At 66.6% G+C, this 15,032-nt stretch carries 16 protein-coding genes; 7 read left to right on the top strand and 9 right to left on the bottom strand.

Annotation, left to right across the window (positions count from 1 at the left end; all coding sequences use genetic code 11):
• Positions 1-124: 124 nt before the first annotated feature.
• Together R8G01_18490 and R8G01_18485 are read right to left on the bottom strand one after the other, a co-directional pair.
• Positions 125-1,387, bottom strand: coding sequence for a L,D-transpeptidase (locus tag R8G01_18490; GenBank protein ID MDW3215993.1), 1,263 nt, complete (start codon positions 1,385-1,387; stop codon positions 125-127).
• Positions 1,388-1,606: 219 nt separating this feature from the next.
• A complete protein-coding gene (locus R8G01_18485; GenBank protein ID MDW3215992.1) occupies positions 1,607-2,362 on the bottom strand; it encodes an alpha/beta hydrolase in 756 nt (251 codons plus the stop codon).
• Between the two features lie 306 nt (positions 2,363-2,668).
• Between R8G01_18485 and R8G01_18480 the strand changes: the two genes are divergently transcribed.
• The 3 genes from R8G01_18480 (at position 2,669) to R8G01_18470 (ending at position 4,602) form a co-directional block, all read left to right on the top strand.
• A complete protein-coding gene (locus R8G01_18480; protein ID MDW3215991.1) occupies positions 2,669-2,947 on the top strand; it encodes an SHOCT domain-containing protein in 279 nt (92 codons plus the stop codon).
• A complete protein-coding gene (locus tag R8G01_18475; protein ID MDW3215990.1) occupies positions 2,944-3,576 on the top strand; it encodes a class I SAM-dependent methyltransferase in 633 nt (210 codons plus the stop codon). Before R8G01_18480 ends, R8G01_18475 begins: the two co-directional genes overlap by 4 nt.
• Positions 3,577-4,134: 558 nt before the next feature.
• Positions 4,135-4,602 carry a plastocyanin/azurin family copper-binding protein gene (locus R8G01_18470; protein MDW3215989.1) on the top strand — a complete coding sequence of 156 codons (468 nt, stop codon included), beginning with the start codon at positions 4,135-4,137 and terminating at the stop codon, positions 4,600-4,602.
• A gap of 91 nt (positions 4,603-4,693) precedes the next feature.
• Here R8G01_18470 and R8G01_18465 read toward each other — a convergent pair whose 3' ends face one another.
• Positions 4,694-6,250 carry a CopD family protein gene (locus R8G01_18465; protein ID MDW3215988.1) on the bottom strand — a complete coding sequence of 519 codons (1,557 nt, stop codon included), beginning with the start codon at positions 6,248-6,250 and terminating at the stop codon, positions 4,694-4,696.
• Between the two features lie 159 nt (positions 6,251-6,409).
• On the opposite strand from R8G01_18465, the gene R8G01_18460 reads away from it, so the two are divergent.
• Positions 6,410-6,964, top strand: a complete 555-nt coding sequence (locus R8G01_18460; GenBank protein ID MDW3215987.1) for a M23 family metallopeptidase — start codon at positions 6,410-6,412, stop codon at positions 6,962-6,964.
• A gap of 62 nt (positions 6,965-7,026) precedes the next feature.
• The gene (locus R8G01_18455) at positions 7,027-7,473 is read left to right on the top strand and encodes a rhodanese-like domain-containing protein (protein ID MDW3215986.1); all 447 of its coding nucleotides are present in this window, start codon (positions 7,027-7,029) and stop codon (positions 7,471-7,473) included.
• 84 nt (positions 7,474-7,557) lie between these two features.
• On the opposite strand, the gene R8G01_18450 is transcribed toward R8G01_18455, so the two are convergent.
• Together R8G01_18450 and R8G01_18445 are read right to left on the bottom strand one after the other, a co-directional pair.
• The gene (locus tag R8G01_18450) at positions 7,558-8,214 is read right to left on the bottom strand and encodes a DUF305 domain-containing protein (GenBank protein MDW3215985.1); all 657 of its coding nucleotides are present in this window, start codon (positions 8,212-8,214) and stop codon (positions 7,558-7,560) included.
• A 419-nt stretch (positions 8,215-8,633) separates the two neighbouring features.
• On the bottom strand, positions 8,634-9,902 hold the full coding sequence (locus R8G01_18445; GenBank protein MDW3215984.1) for an MFS transporter: 1,269 nt from the start codon (positions 9,900-9,902) through the stop codon (positions 8,634-8,636).
• 150 nt (positions 9,903-10,052) lie between these two features.
• Here R8G01_18445 and R8G01_18440 point away from each other — a divergent pair, with 150 nt between their 5' ends.
• The gene (locus R8G01_18440) at positions 10,053-10,724 is read left to right on the top strand and encodes a metalloregulator ArsR/SmtB family transcription factor (GenBank protein ID MDW3215983.1); all 672 of its coding nucleotides are present in this window, start codon (positions 10,053-10,055) and stop codon (positions 10,722-10,724) included.
• A 289-nt stretch (positions 10,725-11,013) separates the two neighbouring features.
• Here the strand turns inward: R8G01_18440 and R8G01_18435 are convergent, their stop codons facing one another.
• The 4 genes from R8G01_18435 to R8G01_18420 are packed head-to-tail and all read right to left on the bottom strand — an operon-like array spanning position 11,014 to position 14,136.
• Positions 11,014-11,805, bottom strand: coding sequence for a cation transporter (locus R8G01_18435; GenBank protein ID MDW3215982.1), 792 nt, complete (start codon positions 11,803-11,805; stop codon positions 11,014-11,016).
• Positions 11,802-12,863, bottom strand: a complete 1,062-nt coding sequence (locus tag R8G01_18430) for a DUF3703 domain-containing protein (GenBank protein MDW3215981.1) — start codon at positions 12,861-12,863, stop codon at positions 11,802-11,804. The genes R8G01_18435 and R8G01_18430 overlap by 4 nt, the downstream gene beginning before the upstream one ends.
• Positions 12,860-13,789: a cation diffusion facilitator family transporter gene (locus R8G01_18425; protein ID MDW3215980.1), complete on the bottom strand. Its 930-nt coding sequence runs from the start codon at positions 13,787-13,789 to the stop codon at positions 12,860-12,862. The genes R8G01_18430 and R8G01_18425 overlap by 4 nt, the downstream gene beginning before the upstream one ends.
• Complete coding sequence (locus tag R8G01_18420) at positions 13,789-14,136, bottom strand: metalloregulator ArsR/SmtB family transcription factor (GenBank protein MDW3215979.1); 348 nt, start codon at positions 14,134-14,136, stop codon at positions 13,789-13,791. The genes R8G01_18425 and R8G01_18420 overlap by 1 nt, the downstream gene beginning before the upstream one ends.
• Positions 14,137-14,344: 208 nt before the next feature.
• Here R8G01_18420 and R8G01_18415 point away from each other — a divergent pair, with 208 nt between their 5' ends.
• Positions 14,345-14,806 carry a hypothetical protein gene (locus R8G01_18415; protein MDW3215978.1) on the top strand — a complete coding sequence of 154 codons (462 nt, stop codon included), beginning with the start codon at positions 14,345-14,347 and terminating at the stop codon, positions 14,804-14,806.
• Positions 14,807-15,032 lie beyond the last annotated feature (226 nt).

Raw genomic sequence — 15,032 nt, 5'->3', positions numbered from 1 at the left:
TGAAAAAGACATGTCGAGCACGATCATCGGATGCCATGTGCCAGGACACTGGGAGGCAGGCATGCGAGTGGACGTGGCCGTGGCGGCGGTCTGACGGCGGCGTTCAGTGCCCTGGTGAGCGCCGTCAGGATCGAAGCGCTCGCGGAACGAACTCACCCTGAACGTTCACCGTGAGGTTCATCTCGGGCTTCCGCCAGGTTTCCTCGGTCGCGTCGAGCAGGCCGAGCCAGTCGAGAAGCCGTTCCTGGTTGACCACACTGAGCCGGGCGCAGCCCTTGCTGGCCGGCTCCGGCGGCACGTTGTTCGCTCCGTGGATGGCTTGGCCGAGGTCGAAATACAGCGGCTTGTAGAGGTTGCCATTGAGTGGGTTGTCGACGCCCACCGGGTACTCGCTGCTGTCGTGCCATCCTCCGTTGTCGACGGCGGGGTTGTACCGGAACACATCGGCTCGGTCCTGTGTGCGCGTCTCGAACCCCTCCGTGCCGGTCGATGTCGGGAACGCGAAGACAAGCTCGGAGCCAGAGCCGATGAACATCCACTGGCACGTACGATCGATGAGCACCCACCGGTCGGACGCCGTCGCTGTCGACGCCGGTGTCGGCAACTCGGCGGCGGCCAACAGCGTGGAGTGCTCATCGGAGCCCGGCTGCAGGTCCGTCACGGACGGATCCAGCCCGAGTGCGACTCTGGCCGCACAGAGGCGCTGGCCGGTCAGCGGTCCCGAGATGCCATCGACGGTGAGCGGCGTCGAAGCGTACGGTGCGAAGAGCTCGTTGAGCTTCTGTTGTTGCCGTCGAACGTCATCGGCGACAGCCGTGATGACCGCCGGATCGTCGTGGCGCAGAGCCGGGTCGCCGGTGATGTCGTTGATGCCGTTGTCGACGCACACGTCGACGAAGTCGCCGATCGCGGGAGCGTCGCGGAACCCGTTCTCGATCCAGAGACTCGTCGGGCCGGCCTCGGCGTCCACGACCTCAAAGCCGCCCTCCTCGGCGATGCGAACGCATGCTGGGGCGTGAACGCCGCGGAGCGGATCGGTGGTCGTGGTCGTGGTCGTGGTCGTGGTTGTGGTCGTCGGTGCGGTGGTCGTGCTGGCTGCCGTCGTCTCGACCGTCGATGTCGATTCGGCCGGCATCGTGGTCGCCGGAGCCGTCCCCGACCCCGGCGGCGGCTCGCTCGGAGAACTCGTCGCGGCAGACTCGTCGAGGGCCGGAGCCTGTTCCTGCGTGGCCGGACGGTCAGGTTCGACCGCTTCGCCGCTCGCCACCGTGGTGGCACAAGCGGTCGCGACGACGGCGATCATTCCCACGGCGACGTGCAGACGCCAGAACGGCGTTCGGGGGGCGTCGGCGAGCCGTGACGGAGAACGAGCGGGATCTACGGGCATGGGAAGTGGCAAACGCAGGTGGCCAGGTGGCGGCCAGCTACAGATTGTAGTAGCCGAGCTCGGTGATTGCGACGCGGTCTACGTCGCTCGTCGACCGGTCGCGGTCAGGATCGGAGCAGTCGGCCGATCGCGGCCGTGGCTTCGTCGATACTTGACTTCGTCGGCTTCGTCGCTCTCGTCGCGGACACAGGGCAGTGGGTTATGACTCGTTGACCGACCTCACCCGAGCCCGTCGGTGAGGTGGGAGATGCACATCGCCGGGTTCGTCAGCGGCAGTCGATGGTCGCCGTGGTCCAGCACATCGACGCGCCCAGCCCTGCCTGATGTGAGTTGCTCGGCGTAGACCCGGTCACCGACCGCGTCGCGCTCCCCCCACACGAATCGGATATCGACCCGAAGGCGTGCACAGGTCGTCACGAGTTCCTCCCAGTCGACGTCGATCACCAGATATCGAATCGCGTCGCGGTAGGCGGGCCACCTGTGGAGCGGCGCCTGCCGCGCGACCGCGACGGGGAGCTGGGGCTCCGCGACAGCGCTCAGCCATCCCGCGACCGTTCGGTGCCGACAGCTCAAGGCACAGGCCCGCGCGGCCATGGGCGTATCGAGCGCGAACAGCCTCGCCATTGCGCTCCCGGCCACGTGCCGTCGCGCCCGCTCAGGCGTCGGGCAGGTCGGGGCTCCCCAGCCGACCACACGAACCACGCGATCGGGGTGTCGGATCGCCCAACGAAGTGCCAGCGAGACGCCCATCGAATGCGCTCCCAACGTCCACCGCGAGGAGTTGAACAAGCCCGAGCGCTCTGCGAGCTCATCAAGAGCGTCGAGGTGGGCGTCGACGCCGAACGACGAGCGCTGCTCGTCCATCGAGCGCCCGAACCCGAGCAGGTCGGGCACGAGCAGCCGATGTGTGGACGCGAGTTGCTCATACGCGGCCCCGAACACATCGCCCGTCGAGATCAGACCGTGCAGCAACACCACTGCATCGCCGTCCGGTCCCAGCGATCGCGCCCACAGCCGACCGAACGGTCGCCGGTTGGAGCGCGGCGCTGTCCATCCCGAGCCAGCCATCGCCGACCCGTGCATGGCGGACCACAGCGCGAGCGGACCGCCCACCAGCGCAGCGGACCAAGCGCTCGCACGGACCGAGGCACCAGCCTGACGGCCCATCACGCATACCCCATAGGGGTAAGGGCATTGGTCCCTACCCCGAGGGCGGGGAGTGCGCGATCGTTGAACCACGACAACATGTCGTAGATAACTCTACGACGGAAGGAGAACGACATGGCTCTGTTCGTTGGACTGCTGGCGACGATCAACGATGACCGCTGGGACCACATGGACGGCTGGGGTGGCGGATGGATGTGGTTGTGGGGCATCGCGATGATGGCGCTCTTCGTCGTCCTGATCGTGTGGCTCGTGCGAGCCACCACCGGGAACGGCGCGACATCCTCGCCGCCCAAGGACCCGGCCGATCGTGCCCGTGAGATCCTCGCCGAACGCTACGCGCGAGGTGAGCTCACGACCGAGGAGTACCGGGAACGGGTCGAGCAACTCAGATGAGCGAAGCGACGACACGGACCGGCGGCCAGGCCGACGTCACGGCCCGGTACGACCGGGTCGCTCGCTTCTACGATCTCATCGATCGGCCAATGGATCGCCTGGGAGGCGTCGATCGTCGCCGACACCGCCTGCTCGCACGAGCGCACGGCGCCACCCTCGAAGTGGGCGTCGGAACCGGTCGGAACCTGGGTGTCTACCCGTCCGGCGTGGACCTGACGGGCATCGACACCTCGGTGCGGATGCTCGCCCGAGTGCGGAACCGCGCCGAACACTTGGGCGTGCCGGTCCGCTTCGAGGTGGCCGATGCACAACGGCTGCCGTTCAATGGCGCGACCTTCGACACCGTCGTGGCGACGTGCATGTTCTGCTCGGTCGCCGACCCGGTTGCCGGCCTTCGCGAGGCCGCTCGAGTGGTCCGGGCCGATGGTCAGGTGCTGCTGCTCGAGCACGTCCGACCACGCACTCTGTTGCTCGGGTGGCTGTTCGACCGGATCAACCCGATCGTGCGCCGCCTCATCGGCCCGAACATCAACCGCCGCACCGAGGACAACATCGCACAGGCCAACCTCGATGTCGTCGAACTCCGGCGTTGGGGCATCTGGAGGGAGGTAGTGGCTCGGCCCCGATGAGCTGGAGCTGCGCTTCCAGGACGCGGTGGAACCGATCGAGCGCGGCACTAGCGTTCGCGCCGATGGCCGGCATCGTTGTCGATCGAACCCCTCGGCTGGCGCTGTCGCGGTCGTCGACACCATTCTCGCAGTGGGTCGTGTTGGTGGCCGTGGCGGTGGGGCTGCTGTTCGGAGCAATTGCCTGCGTTGCCGGCATCGCAGGCGGTGGTGCGCACAGCGCGGCCCAGCCGTCGATCGTCGGGTTCGACGAGCCGCCGACCGCCCACCCCGGGCACGTCGACCCAAGAGCGGAGTCAGGGCCGCACTCAACACCACTCGGGGACCACAGTGACCATTCTGGGAGCACGTCGATGGCGGGCAGCCACCCAGGCATGGCGTGCGTCGTTTCGGTCGATCTGCACTTCCCCGAGCCGTCGTCGATCGCTGTCTCGGACTCCCACGAGACCCAGCCAGCGGCGATGAGCACCGGTTGCCCGGCCGATGTGGATCCGCCGGTCCCGCGACTCTCCTGAGCGTTCGTACCCAACATCCACTTTTCGAACCAAGGAGAACAGCACCATGAAACGAGCACTCGCGCTCATCGTCGCGTCCACCGTCGCCCTCGCAGCCTGCGGGAGCGACGCCAACAGCGACCCTGCCGGAGATTCTTCCGGCGAACCTCGCACGATCGAGGTCTCGATGACCGACATGGCCTACACGCCTGCCGATGTCGACGCGACCGTCGGCGAAACGGTCAGATTCGTGTTCCGCAACGACGGTGCCGTCCGTCACGAAGCGGTCTTCGGCAACCAGGCTGAACAGGAAGCCCACCACGCCGAGATGGCGGAGATGGGCGGAACTCACGACGGCATGGGCACGGGCTCGATGCCCCACGACGGCGAAATGACCGAGCTCCACTCGGTCGTCGTCGAGCCTGGCAAGACCGTCGAGATGATGCACACCTTCGAGTCGCCTGGAGCGACGATGATCGGGTGTCACGAGCCCGGGCACTGGGAGGCGGGCATGAAGATGACCATCAACGTGTGACCAGGCCGGTGGGGTCGCGTCATCCGGCGCGACCTCACCGGTCGCTCGAGTGTGCGCGGTGCCGGCTCGATCCGGTGCGGTGGCCGGGACTTCAGGTGGCCGAGGCGACCAGGATCGCGGTGAGGACGACGATGACGACGAACACAGCGGACTCGATCGAGAGGCTGACGCGCAGCTCCCTGGCGAGGTTCGGGTCGTCAGGTCGTTCCTCGAGTGCCGGGCGCAGCCGGAAGTGGTTGTACCCGCCGAGGCCGGCCGCAACCGCGACCACGGCAGTCTTCGCGAGCAGGATGCGACCCCACGGGGTCCCGAACAGATCGCCCGGCGAGTCGAGCACCATCCAGGTCATCACCAGACCTGCGACGATCACCGACGCGAGCGACACGGTCGCGATCGAGGAGAACCGAACCACCATCGCAGCGAGACCGACCCGCTCTGATCGCCGACGACGCATCCACGCAATCGTCGTGATGGCGAACACGCCGCCGCCCCATACTGCGGCGGCGCCCAGGTGTACGAGGTTGACGAGAGAGTGGACGGCCCACGGGCCCTTGCTCACCGTGTGACCGTCGAACCAGAACGAGATCAGCACCAATGCGTAGCCGAACAGACCGAACGCTGCAGTCGATGTCGGTGTCCAACGGTGCTCGTCGACGCGGTCACCGTGTCGCACTGGCGCGATCGGTCCGACATCGGTGCGAGGCGCAAGGTCGGTGGCGACAGCAGCCGAGAGTGAACGGGCGGGCGCAATGATCCGCCCAGCGCGCTCGTGGAACCCGAACATGACGGCGAGACCGCCCACCATCTTGAGGGCTGTCGCCAGGCCAGGCTTGGTGCTGAGCAATGTGCCGAGCGATGCCGCGGGATCGTTCTCGGTCAGCGCGGCGTATTCGATCAACCCTCCGGTGACGACCACGAGCCCTGCGAGTCGAACCCAGTTGAGCTGCGAGACGAGCTCCTCCCTGTGGCCTCGCACCGTCCAGACCAATGCGGCCAGCACCCCGACACCGAAAATCATCCCGAGCATCGACGCGGTCCGGCCCGCGCTCCCCACGGCGGCGGACCCGTCGTCACCCGAATCGACAGTGAGGAATGCATCAAGTGTGCTGTCGGACATCGCCACGTGGTCGGGATCTGTCATGTCCATGCCGCCAGAACTCGTCGGCGCCGCAGCCGACGTCGTCGGTGGCGCCGCTGCTGTCGTCGGCGGCGGGGGAACGGCTTGAGTCTCCGCTGCCTGCTCCGTTGTTGACGCACCACCTGCCACGTCAAAGCGGAACGACCCCTCGATCGGGTGCGCATCGCCAGCTTGCACACTCCAGCGGAGGCCGTACGTGCCGGCCTCGAGCGGCGGTTCGAACGTCAGCACGAACGACGTACCGTCGGTCTCGTCGATCGACGAGGGCGCCAGCACTACTCCGCTCGGATCGAGCAGCTGGAAACCCTCACCGGCTGGTCGAGCAGGGTTCGTGAAGTTGACCACGACCTCGCTCAGTGGACCGTCGACGACCGCACCGTCGGTCGGAGAGGACGAGTCGAAGTCGGTGTGCGCGGAGGCGAGTTGCCCGGTACCGATCGACACCAGCGCAGCGATCAGGAGGGCGATCGCGAGCCGGGTACGGCGGATGGGAGACGAAGCTGCCGTCATGGAACCGACACGCTATCGCAACATAAGTATCGTGCTACGCCGTGTCGTAGATCACGAAAGGGGGCGATGTCGACGTGTGCCTCGGCACAGTGACATGTGCCACTCGCGAGATTGACATGTACCCGTTGCGCAATCGACATCTATTCGTAACATTCCGGAATGTCTTCGCCCTGGAAGCACTCCGCCGCAGCTCTCGTCGGACTGGGCATCTCGCTGCTCGGCCCCCACGTGGCGACGGCCCACGAGCGGCCGGCCACATCGGATCCGGCCACGGTCGCACCCCTCGATGCCTGTCCCGTCGCCGGCCCGAGCAGCTTCATCGACAGCTGGGGCGACGCCCGCTCGTCGGGACGCCGACATGAAGGCGTGGACATGGAAGCCGAACGCGCGACCCCGGTGGTCGCAGTACGCGACGGTGCCGCCGAGTTCAAGCGCAGCAACCTCGGCGGCAACGCCATCTGGCTGACCGCTTCGACCGGTGAGCGGTTCTACTACGCACATCTCGACGGTTGGGCCGGTGAGAGCCGGGAGGTGCGAGCCGGCGAGGTGATCGGCTACGTGGGCCAAACGGGCAACGCTCGCGGCGACCACCTCCACTTCGAGGCGCGGCCGGGCGACGCCGCAGTGAACGCGTATCCACTGGTCGACGCAGCATGCGGAGCGCCAGCCGGACCCAGCCTCATTCCGGTCGCGTTCCGCCCGCTCCTGCGCTGAACCGCGCGCCGCATGTCCCCGCGACCGGACCGCACGAATCGATCGCGGTAGCCTACGACGCCATGTCGTACCTGACGTCTCGCTGGCCGGTCGCGGCCGTGACAGCCTCGCTCTCACTGGGTGCAGTCGCATGCGGCGGCGACGCGGACCAGGCTGTCGACACGGGGGTCGCGACGACGGTCCCTGCCTCTCCGAGCCAACTCCTCGACGTGGACGGATTCGTCGACTTCGTGGGCGCCGAGCCCTCCGCTGTGCTGGTGAACGTGCACGTCCCGTACGAGGGGCACATCGACGGTACGGACGCGTTCGTTGCGTTCGACGAGATCGGCAGGTGGGACGACTTGCCGGCCGAGCTCGACGCACCGATCGCGCTCTACTGCCGATCGGGCAACATGTCGGCTCAAGCAACCGACACCCTCGTCGAACTCGGCTACACGAACATCGTCGACCTCGAGGGCGGCATGAACGCCTGGACGGCGGCCGGCAATCAGCTGCAGACGAGCCGCTGACGACCAACATTCCGGTCGTCGGGCCGGACGGAGCCCCGCGCATGGCAACGCGCGGCCGGCCCGCCGTCTCAGGCCATCGGCCGGTCAACCGCACGTTCGAATGCTGGTACCGGTGAAGTCGGGGACGGGGCGCTCCTCGGCTTCGGCCGCGGTCGCGACGGCCCCGTTCTCCTCGATGTCCTCGATCAGCCAGTCCATCTCTGCGATCTCGCGGCGCTGGGCCTCGATGATCTCGACAGCGAGTTCACACACTCGGTAGTCGGCCAGCTCCGAGCGCTCGCTGGTCAAGATGGCGATCGAGTGGTGCGGGATCATCGCGCGCATGTAGGACCGATCCTGAACCGTCGTCTGGCTGCGGACCAACCAGAGCGATCCTGCGAACAGCAGGACGGCAGCGGCCACGATCCCGACGTTGACCATGGTGCTCTTGTACATGCTGAGCATGAAACCGAGCATGATGACGGCCATCGTCGCGCCCATCACTACTGCCATGTAGGCGCGCGTCTCACTCCACCTGACGTGGTCCCACGCGTACGTGTTGAGGTACATCAGCCCGAACATCACGATCGTGGAAGTGGCAATCATCGCCCCGAACCGGAGGTAGCTCATGTGAACACCTCCCGCAGCCGAATGGTCCTCGGCGTTCTCGTCGCCGGTCTCTCGGTGCGGTCCGTCGCCCCCCGGCCCCACCCCGAGCTCGTCGGGCGCCTCGCGGTCGGTTGTCAGTCTGTTCTCGTCCATGACCGCACCTCTACCCGTGACACCGACTCCCTAAACGACACGCTGTAGGACTACACCCGAGGCCATGAGCGGATCCGAGGCCGGTGGCCCGCGAGGCGAGGAGTTCGCCCCTCCAGGCATGCACGGTGGTGGCGAGGCCGATGGCTGCGTGTGGCTGGCAGCTCTTGCGGTCGGTGTTGCGGCAAAGGCGCGGAAATTCAACAGCGACGGCTGGCGGCTTCGACGATCCACCGGAGATCGAGCGTGATCGAAGTTGGCCGAGTGCCGACGCGTTGACGACGACGTCGGGGGACGCAACGTCGAGTCGGACCGCGTCGAGCTGGCGTCGGAGCTTCGAGAAGTCGTCGCAGCGTCGGGATGCACGGGCGGTTGGGTTGGTTCGTCGAGAGCACTGCCACGTATCCGCTGACCCACGTTGATCAGCGATGTGTGGGCGGATGAGTCTCGTACATGCGGACGATGACGACCAGCCCGGACAGCGCCGTCAGCGCGGCGACGGCGTAAATGGCGGCTTCGATCGAGACGAGGTCGGCGAGGACGCCGGCGAGGAGGGCCCCGACCGCGAAGCCGGCGTCGCGCCAGAGCCGGTAGATGCCGACTGAGCGGGCGCGCCAGGCCGGGTGGGCAACATCACCGATCGCGGCAAGCAACGTCGGGTACACCATCGCTGTACCGGCACCGAGTAGCGCGGCACCGCCCACCCAGGCCCAGAATCCCGTGGTGGCGGCGATGAGCGCGATCGCGACGGCTTGAGTGAGCATGCCACCGGCGATCAGCGGCTTGCGGCCGATCCGGTCCGACAGGCCGCCGGTGACGAGTTGGCCGAGGCCCCACACGGCGGGGTAGACGGCGGCGAGCACGCCGATCCTTCCGACCGAGAGCCCGGCGTCGGCGAAGAAGATCGGGAACAGTCCCCATGCGAGGCCGTCGTTGAGGTTGTTGACGAGCCCGGCCTGTGACGCCGCCGACAGTGCCTTCTCGCGGAACGAGGTGAGGACGAAGATCTCACGGGTCGAGAGCTGGTCGTGGAGGCCGTCGTTGGTGGTGACGTGGTTGGCCGCTTCGTGACGGGCGTGGGCGCGGGTCTCGCAAACGAACAGCACCGAGATGCCGAGTCCGAGTCCGGCATAGGCGAGTCCGAGGAAGAACGGCGCCGGTCGCAGCCCCCATTGCTGGGCGATGTAGCCGGTGGCCAGGGCGGTGACCGCAACGGCTCCGTAGCCGGCGGCCTCGTTGAGCCCCATCGCGAACCCACGCTTGGCCGGTCCGACGAGGTCGATCTTCATGATCACCGTCGTCGACCAGGTGAGCCCCTGGTTGACGCCGAGCAGGACGTTGGCGAACACCACCCAGCCCCAGGTGGGCGCCCACATCAACAGCAACGGAACCGGGAGCCCGATCAGCCAGCCGGCGATCAGGACCGGCTTGCGGCCGTGACGATCGGACAGGGTGCCGGCGAAGAAGTTGGTTGCCGCTTTGACGATGCCGAACGCAGCGATGAAGGTGAGCGTCGCGGTGAACGCGGTCAACCCGAACTCGTCGGTGGCGAGCAGCGGGAGGACGGTACGTTCCTGGCCGATCATCCCGCCGACGAGCGCGTTGACACCGACGAGGAGCGAGAACTGGGCGATGTTCTCGCGCAGCCCGAGCCGCAGGGTCGACGCGTCGGTGTCGGTCGGGGCGCTCATCGCGACACCTCGAGCACATCAAGGTGGCGATCATCGTCGACGAACATCCGGATGCCAGCCATCGCGCTCTCCTCAAGTATTCCCTTGAATATACTCCCGTCGGTCATTAGCTTGTCAAGTAGTTCTTTGAAGACGAGAAGGAGGATCGAGATGGGTAATCGACGCGCCAAGGAAGCGTTGTTCGACGGGTTCGGCGAGGTCGCCAAGGCACTCGGCAACGGACGAAGAACCGAGCTGATCGACGTGCTGGCCCAAGGCGAACGCCACGTCGACGAACTCGCCGATGAGATCGGCCAGAGCGTCGCGAACACCTCGTTCCACCTCCGCGTGCTCGCCACGGCCGGGCTCGTAGCGACCCGACGCGATGGCACGCGGATCTACTACCGGCTCGCCTCCGACCGGGTCGCTGAACTCTGGGCAGCGCTTCGAGACGTTGCCGCCGCCCACCACCAACAGCTCGACGAACTCGCCGCCGCCTATCTCGGTGACCGCACCAGGCTCGACCAGATCGGGCGCGACGAGCTCGCCGAACGCATCGCCGGAGGCGACGTCGTCGTCGTCGACGTGCGACCGTCGGCCGAGTACGCAGCCGGACACATCGCCGGGGCCGTGTCGATCCCGATCGACGACCTCGCCAACCACGTCAAGTCGCTCCCGTCCAGGGTCGACGTGGTCGCCTACTGCCGTGGCCCATATTGCGTGTTCGCCGACGACGCCGTACGGATGCTGCGTCGCCGAGGCCGAACCGCACAACGACTACAGGACGGTTTCCCCGAATGGCGCAGCACCGGCCGACCCATCGAAATCGGCGTCGCGTCATGACCGCGCTCCGTCGTCTGAACGGCATCAAGGTCAGGCGTAGCTGAGCGCCAACGGCGTTGAGCAGGATCGCAGCGGGGCGCCACTCCGCCCGTAGCGCCCGCGGCGTGGACGAACGGTGGATTTAGATCGTCGTGGGCGCGGCGACGCAGGCGGCCAATCCGACTCACGGGCACCAGTATGGATGGTCGCGACAGCACGAGCCGTGCCGCGCCCGATCGGGTCGGTCGTGCGTTCCCGACCTGGCAACGGCCACTGGGGAGGTGCGCTGCCGCCCGGCATCGCCGTGAAGTCAACGAGTGATGTTGAGGATGCGACGGGCGCCGTTGGCGACGACGACGAAAATGATGGCGCCGGCGATGAGATCCGGGGCGGCCGAGTCGGTGAACGCGACGGCGATTGCGGCGATGATGACGAGGAGGTTCACCTTGATGTCGTTGGCGGTGAAGATCCAGCTCGCTTGGAGATGAGCTTCGCCGGTTCGGACTCGTTGCAGCGCGACGAGGACGGCGACGTTGCCGGCGAGTGCGAGCACGGACATCGCGATCATCGATGTGGTCTCGGGTGGTTGGTCGATGGCGATGAATCGACGGATGACTTCGGCGAGCCCGACGAAGGCGAGTATGAGTTGGAGGTAGCCGCTGGTGCGGGCGAGTTGGTTCTTGCGAGCGACGCTGGTGCCGACGGCGGCGAGGCTGAGTGCGTAGACGCTGGCGTCGGCTCCCATGTCCAGCGCGTCGGCGATGAGCCCCATCGATCTGCTCCACAGGCCGACGGTGAGTTCGCCGACAAAAAACGCCGCGTTGACGATGAATGCGAAGACGAGCGCGGGTCGCTCGGAGCGCTGGTCGGTGTTGGGCACGAGGGTGCCGTCGTGGTCGTCGAGGTGGGTGCTGCCGAGGTCGAGTCGGCGTAGTGCGTCGTCGATGATGCGCGGTGAGGCGTCGTGGTCGACGGCGACGACGCGCTGGTCGAGGTCGATCTCGATGTGGTTGATGGTGTCGATGCCGGCGAGTGCCATCTCGACGAGTTGTTCTTCGGCGGCGCAGTCCATCCGTGGGATGGAGAATCGGCTGACAGTCATGGAGTTGGCTCGATTGCGAGCTCGTCGAGTCGGGTCCCGGCGGCGAGGTAGTTCGCGCCGGCGAAGCGCTCGGTGTAGGTGGCGTTGTCGGTGTTGGTCTGGATCGTCTCCCACGGTCGGTGATTCCGGTAGGCGTCTGACACACCGAAGACCCGCATCAGGGCGGTGCCGAGTGTGATGAGCCATTCCGGCCAGCGTTCGGGGTGGCGCAGGCCGGTGGTGACGATGCGGCCTTTCGGGGCGAGTGATGTGATGTAGCGGCGGATGACGTCGTCGTAGTTGGGGAGCATCTCGATGGCAAACGTTGCCACGACGCCGTTGGGTGGCGTCGGTGGCTCGTAGGTGGCGATGTCGTGTTCGACGAGTTCGACGTTGTCGATGTGATGTCGGTTGATGCGTCGGCGGGCCCGGTCGAGCATGCCGGGTGAGACGTCGACCCCGATCACGTGTCCGGTGGGGCCGACGGCGTTGGACAGGTGGGGAAGGTTCCAGCCGGTGCCGGTTCCGAGGTCGACGACCGTGTCGCCTGGTGCGAGGTGGAGTTCGTCGATCGCACGGTGTGCAAGTCGGCGACCGCCGAACGGTGCGTAGGGTGCGGCCGCGATGTCGTAGAAGGGCGCGACCCGGTCGTACAGCGTGCGGACTTCGCCTGCGTCGAGCACCTCACCGTCGGAGGCTTGGCCCGTGTCGTTGTCGTTCTCGGCGAGGAGTGCGGCGAGGTCGTCGCGCATAGGCATCGGCTCGAACGCCGTGACGTCGGAGCGTCCGGTGTTGCCCGTCGGGTATCGGCCGAGTGCGCTGCCGGGCCCGGCGAGGACCAACCGGAGCAACTGGCCGGGGATCTCGCGTCGGTCACGCTGGGCCCAGCCGAGCGAGAGCATCGCGAGGTGGACGCGCACGTGCGGACGCACCCACGGTTGTGACAGGACATGGGCGTCCTCGAGGCATCGCCACGCTTCGACACTGTTGTTGTCGTTGCGGGCGGATCGGGCGCTTCGGACGAGTTCGTCGATGGTCGCCCGTACGGCCGTCGGTATGGGTCGTCGTTGGCGTTTCACCAGGTGACCTCGTGGCAACCTTCGTGGGTGTCAGGTTCGACTTGGAAGGTGCCGTGCGTGATGCCGTGAGAGTCGGCAAGCACGTGACGGGCGCGGTCGAGGACGTCGTGTGCGTCGGTGCCATCGACGGTCATCAGATGCGCAGAGGCGGCGTCCATCTCCGAGGTGAGGGTCCACACATGAAGATCGTGTACGTCGACGACCCCGTCGATCGCTTCCAGGTCGGCCGACAGCGCGTCGAGGTCGACGTGGTCGGGCGCGGCTTGCAGCAAGATGCGCACCGCCCGACGGCCCAATCGGTACGTGCGCGGCAGGATCCACAATCCGATCGCAGCACCGATCACCGGATCGACCCACGCCCAGCCGAACACCTGCAACAGGATCGCGGCGACGATGACACCGACCGAGCCGATCGTGTCGGCGAGCACCTCAAGGTATGCACCCTCGACGTTGAGGGACTCCTTCGAGCCCTCCCGCAGCAACGCGAAGGCCACCAGGTTCGCGACCAACCCCAAAACGGCGACGACCAACATGGGGACGCCGAGCACCTCGGGTTCGTCGAAGATGCGGCGGACCGCTTCGATCAACACCCAGATCGCAACCCCGAACAACAACAGGGCGTTGACGAATGCGGCGAGGATCTCGAGCCGGTACAGCCCGAACGTGTGCGACGACCGAACGCCGTCATCGGCGCGCTGCTCGAACCGTGACGCGAGCTGGATCGCAGCGAGCGCCATGCCGATCCCGATCACGTCGGTCAACATGTGGCCGGCATCGGAAAGCAACGCCAACGAGTTCGTGGCGAATCCCGCGATCGCTTCGACGACGAAAAACACGAAGATGATGACGAACGCAATCGAGAGGCGGCCGCGGTGGCGCTCGCCGGCGCGGGCGAGTCCGGGGCCGTGGTCGTGATCGCCGCCCATCAGCGCGAATCCCGACTGTGGGCGAGGTGCTCGCGGGAGAGATCGAGCAGCATGCGGACGTGTGCGTCGTCGAGTCGGTAGAAGATGTTGCGGCCGTCGCGGCGGTTCCGCACGACGCCGGCGTTGCGGAGCAGCCGCATCGCTTGGGACACCTTTGTCTCGGTCGTGTCGACCACGGCTGCGATGTCGCAGACACACAGTTCACCCGCCTCCAACAGGGCGAACAAGATCCGCACCCGGGTCGGATCACCGAGGAGCCGGAACATCTCCGCCAGATCCACCGCCTCATCGGTCTCGATCAACGAACTCGACACCGATTCGACGCGCCCGGCATCGACGCGCTTCACGACACATCCATCCAACGCACTCGCCTCCGATACCTGCATAGATGCGAAGGTATCCGCCTGATGTGAGCGACGCAACAGACGACAGAATCGTGGGCGTGACACGACATGGACAACAGTTCAGCAAGGAGACCCGTTAAGCCTCGTCGCTCACGCCGGAGCGGACCTGATCAACAGGTGGGGATTCGCCTACGTTGGTGGCGTCATCGGGATGTTCAGCCTCGCCCTGCTCTATGTCAAGGCGAAAGTCGACCAACGCACCGACTCGGCGGACCCGAACGCCTGGGCACGAGCGATCGCCTCACTCGGCCCGATCGTCATTCTGGTCGGTGGTGTCTGTGGCGTGTCGATGGGTCTCGGGATCGCCGGAGTCCTCGACACGACGCTCGGCGGCGACGCCAACCTCAGTGACGTTCTCGCCGACCTCTGCGACCTGCGCTTCACCGAACCGCAGGAGCCGCCTGCGGCACTTCACGACGGTGTCGTCCACGTGATCGACGACCTCGATCTCGCGGCCGCCGCACCAGAGCACCGGGCACTCCACGCCGCCGCCGCCGCGCCGGAGGCGACGGTTCAGGACTGGGTCAGGTCGATCGATCGATTCGCGGCGAGCCTGGCCCCAAACAGCACAGACGCGGAGCGGACGTGTGGCATCGACGTGGCTGCGAACTGACGTGCAGCATTCCGTCACCTCCAGGGTGACCCCTCGTAGCCCGGCCCCAACCAAGAATCCAACCAAGAAATCTGCTTGGTTGAGGCGGAAACGGCGGGACTCGACGGAACGTCGACCTCGCGAAACACCAGGTAGATGGGCCTCCGAGGGACTCGCCGGAACGTCCAGATCTCCCTCGTAATGCGTAGGTCAGGGGTTCAATTCCCCTTCTGGGCTCCGGCGACCA

The sequence above is a fragment of the Ilumatobacteraceae bacterium genome (assembly GCA_033344875.1).
Classification (GTDB): Bacteria; Actinomycetota; Acidimicrobiia; order Acidimicrobiales; family Ilumatobacteraceae; genus Ilumatobacter.
The sequence above is the reverse complement of the archived record's forward strand: the minus strand, read 5'-3'. Positions and strand labels throughout refer to the sequence as shown.

Excerpts from the sequence above, each read along its gene's own strand:
- R8G01_18455 (MDW3215986.1), top strand. The coding sequence starts at position 7,027 with ATGTCGTACCTGACGTCTCGCTGGCCGGTCGCGGCCGTGACAGCCTCG.
- R8G01_18480 (MDW3215991.1), top strand. The coding sequence starts at position 2,669 with ATGGCTCTGTTCGTTGGACTGCTGGCGACGATCAACGATGACCGCTGG.
- R8G01_18445 (MDW3215984.1), bottom strand. The coding sequence starts at position 9,902 with ATGAGCGCCCCGACCGACACCGACGCGTCGACCCTGCGGCTCGGGCTG.
- R8G01_18435 (MDW3215982.1), bottom strand. The coding sequence starts at position 11,805 with ATGACTGTCAGCCGATTCTCCATCCCACGGATGGACTGCGCCGCCGAA.
- R8G01_18450 (MDW3215985.1), bottom strand. The coding sequence starts at position 8,214 with ATGGACGAGAACAGACTGACAACCGACCGCGAGGCGCCCGACGAGCTC.
- R8G01_18465 (MDW3215988.1), bottom strand. The coding sequence starts at position 6,250 with ATGACGGCAGCTTCGTCTCCCATCCGCCGTACCCGGCTCGCGATCGCC.
- R8G01_18425 (MDW3215980.1), bottom strand. The coding sequence starts at position 13,789 with ATGGGCGGCGATCACGACCACGGCCCCGGACTCGCCCGCGCCGGCGAG.
- R8G01_18490 (MDW3215993.1), bottom strand. The coding sequence starts at position 1,387 with ATGCCCGTAGATCCCGCTCGTTCTCCGTCACGGCTCGCCGACGCCCCC.
- R8G01_18440 (MDW3215983.1), top strand. The coding sequence starts at position 10,053 with ATGGGTAATCGACGCGCCAAGGAAGCGTTGTTCGACGGGTTCGGCGAG.
- R8G01_18415 (MDW3215978.1), top strand. The coding sequence starts at position 14,345 with ATGTTCAGCCTCGCCCTGCTCTATGTCAAGGCGAAAGTCGACCAACGC.
- R8G01_18470 (MDW3215989.1), top strand. The coding sequence starts at position 4,135 with ATGAAACGAGCACTCGCGCTCATCGTCGCGTCCACCGTCGCCCTCGCA.
- R8G01_18460 (MDW3215987.1), top strand. The coding sequence starts at position 6,410 with ATGTCTTCGCCCTGGAAGCACTCCGCCGCAGCTCTCGTCGGACTGGGC.
- R8G01_18475 (MDW3215990.1), top strand. The coding sequence starts at position 2,944 with ATGAGCGAAGCGACGACACGGACCGGCGGCCAGGCCGACGTCACGGCC.